Annotated in this window: 3 protein-coding genes; 2 read left to right on the top strand and 1 reads right to left on the bottom strand. The window is 56.8% G+C overall.

Annotated elements, in window-relative coordinates:
* The first annotated feature begins 44 nt into the window (after positions 1-44).
* On the top strand, positions 45-497 hold the full coding sequence (locus tag VGE80_RS01865; RefSeq protein ID WP_373652506.1) for a nucleoside deaminase: 453 nt from the start codon (positions 45-47) through the stop codon (positions 495-497).
* Between the two features lie 769 nt (positions 498-1,266).
* Here VGE80_RS01865 and VGE80_RS01860 read toward each other — a convergent pair.
* Positions 1,267-1,449, bottom strand: coding sequence for a hypothetical protein (locus VGE80_RS01860; protein WP_397571919.1), 183 nt, complete (start codon positions 1,447-1,449; stop codon positions 1,267-1,269).
* A 124-nt stretch (positions 1,450-1,573) separates the two neighbouring features.
* Here VGE80_RS01860 and VGE80_RS01855 point away from each other — a divergent pair.
* Positions 1,574-2,820 (top strand): DUF2252 domain-containing protein (locus VGE80_RS01855; RefSeq protein WP_440591464.1); only part of this gene is annotated, 1,247 nt, incomplete at its 3' end.

Below are 2,820 nucleotides of genomic sequence, written 5' to 3'. Positions count from 1 at the left end.
GATGAAGAAAGAAGACCGGATTCGGTACTGACGAGGACTGTCCCATGACTCAACCAACAAAAGACATCTTCCTAAAAGCCGCCATCGAAGAGGCCCGCAAGGGGCTGGCCGAGGGTGGAATTCCCATCGGCTCGGTGTTGGTGATTGACGGTGAGATCGTTGGTCGTGGCCACAATCGCCGGGTTCAGAAAGGGAGTGTCATCCTGCACGCCGAGATGGACGCCATAGAGAACGCCGGGCGACTCAAGGCCAGCGACTACCGCCGAGCCGTGCTGTATTCCACGCTGTCACCGTGCGACATGTGTTCGGGGATGTCCCTGCTTTATCGCATTCCGAAAATCGTCATCGGGGAGAATCGCACCTTTCAGGGACCGGAAGATTACGTCCGATCAAGAGGCGTCATAATTGAGATCGCAGACGACACGGAGTGCGTGAAGCTGATGGAAGAGTTCATTCGGTCGAAGCCGGAACTCTGGAATGAAGACATTGGGGAGTAGCACCATGCTAACCCGTGAAGACTTCACTGAGCAGCAAATCATCGTCTTGACGCCCACCGACGAGTTGCTGACGGCAGATGTGTTCCAAGAAATAGACGGCTGCACCGACTCCGTTGCGGCGAGACAAGTCGTCACTGACTTCAAGAACGTCCGATCCCTCGTCAGTGGCAGCTTGTATTCAAGTCCCTGAGCGTTAATCGTCCCAAAAAATCGAGTACGAAGAGCAAGAAATCTCAAACGGGCACTGAATCTTGCTGTCCGGTTTTTAATCACTCGCGTTCAGGTCCATTTTGAGACCAAAGTCAGACGAACCCCATCTTCGTTCGCAGGCAATAATTTGCCTTAGTGGAAGATGATACTTCAATCGCGAGCCCCGCTTTGGTGCTAAGCGCGGTTCCAGGGGCTTAAGACTGGCAGAGAACCGCCAACAACATTTCGCTCGGCAATCTTCGGCATGTTCGCCCTGCTGGCGCGATGCGAACATGGCACCTGGCAATTGGCACCCATCGGGCTGGTTTAACATGGTGCCGGATGGTTGAGATCGAAATCGCTAAACGAGTGGATGTCAGATGCCTGGCATCGAGGATAGAATTGGCGTTGCCTCTAACAGCAAGACAGAAAAGACGATGCAACAATCCAGCGATTGGGTCAAAATGCATGGTTCGTTGCTTGTGTTCGCGAGCCTGGCTTGGGCGCTTGCTGGTCGCAGGACGCCGCTCTGAAGAGCAAAAATGTCCCGTTTACGCAGACCAAAGCGACTGATCAGCGATCAACGAAAGCAAAATCGCAGGCTGCGGCAAATACAGCTACCCAGGTCGATGTCACTGGCCAACTGGGAAGTCCCAGCGCTACCACGTCGATTCCCGGGAATCAGCCCCCACCACCCGATCCGAAGTTCGGCGGCATCATCAAAGACGGCGTTCTTCAGTCCAAGCCGTCGCCCGCGCTTCATCGCAACTCTTTTTCGGAATCAATCGGGTACGATGTTGATGGCTCGGACGCGCTCTTGATGCATGTCCCAGCGATTAGATTGGGTGGGGCGTCCGCCTGACTTTCTGCACGAAACTGGAAATCAGATGTCCACAACCGAAGATTTTTCTCAGGATTGCGACCCCGCAACATTTCGTTCGCGAAGCCAGTGCCTCGCTGCCGGCAAAGCCTTGCGCGACAGAGTTCCGCGCGAAAGTCATGCCGGATGGGTACCGCCCGCAAACCGTCGCGACCCGGTCGAAATCCTGAAAGAATCCAACCGTGATCGTCTGGAAGAACTCGTGCCGATCCGATACGGGCGCATGTTAGCCAGTCCGTTTGCGTTTCTGCGTGGATCGGCCGCACTCATGGCGGCCGATCTGGCGACGACTCCCGTCAGCGGAATACGGGTCCAGGCCTGCGGGGACTGCCACCTGCTGAACTTCGGCCTGTTCGCAACGCCCGAGCGCAACCTGATCTTCGACATCAACGATTTCGACGAAACCCTCCCCGCACCGTGGGAGTGGGATGTCAAGCGCCTGGCGGTCAGTTTCGCCGTCTCCGCACGCGATATCCAACTCACCGACAAGCAAGCCCGAGCCTCCGCAATTGAGTGCGTTCGCGCTTATCGCGAGCAGTTACGGAAGTTCTCGAAGATGAGCCCGCTGGACGTCTGGTACCACCGCCTGGATGCCCAGACGCTCATCGATTCGGCTCCAGATGCCAAGACCGAGGAGAAGAGGAAGGCGATCATCGCCAAGGCCCGGCAGCGCATCAGCGAGTATCTTTATCCCCAGATCAGCGAGACGGTGGGAGGGCGAAGGCGTCTGGTCGATCAACCGCCGATCATGTTCCATGTCACGAAAGAGCGAGAGCCGGAACATGAAGCCATCGTCCAGGAAGCCGTGGACCAATACCGCTTGTCGCTGCCTGACGAACGCCGCGTCCTGTTTGACCGCTACCGCCTCGAAGATGTTGTTGTAAAAGCGGTCGGCATCGGCAGCGTGGGCACGCTCTGCTTTGTGGGATTGTTTCTGTCGGCAGAGAATCACCCCCTGCTGTTGCAATTCAAACAGGCCTGTCCCTCTGTGCTGGAACCATTTGCTGGCAAGAGCCTGTATGAAAACCACGGCCAGCGCGTCGTCGTGGGGCAACGCCTGATGCAGTCTGCCAGCGACATCTTTCTGGGATGGACGCGGGGCCGATATGGCCGCGACTACTTCATTCGCCAGCTCAGAGACATGAAGATGTCGGCGCGGGTAGCGGAAGGGACCTCGGCTAAAGAGTTGCTTCGCTACGCTGAAATGTGCGGCCGGACTTTGGCTCACGCCCATGCCAAGTCAGGAGATGCGGC

Origin of the sequence: Schlesneria sp. (assembly GCF_036405755.1) — a bacterium.
Classification (GTDB): domain Bacteria; phylum Planctomycetota; class Planctomycetia; order Planctomycetales; family Planctomycetaceae; genus Schlesneria; species Schlesneria sphaerica.
Note: the sequence above shows the minus strand (reverse complement) of the source record. Positions and strands in the feature narration are given on the sequence as shown.

Bases quoted from the DNA above. Each gene is read 5' to 3' on its own strand.
- VGE80_RS01865 (WP_373652506.1), top strand. From the start codon at position 45: ATGACTCAACCAACAAAAGACATCTTCCTAAAAGCCGCCATCGAAGAG.
- VGE80_RS01860 (WP_397571919.1), bottom strand. From the start codon at position 1,449: ATGAAGCGCGGGCGACGGCTTGGACTGAAGAACGCCGTCTTTGATGAT.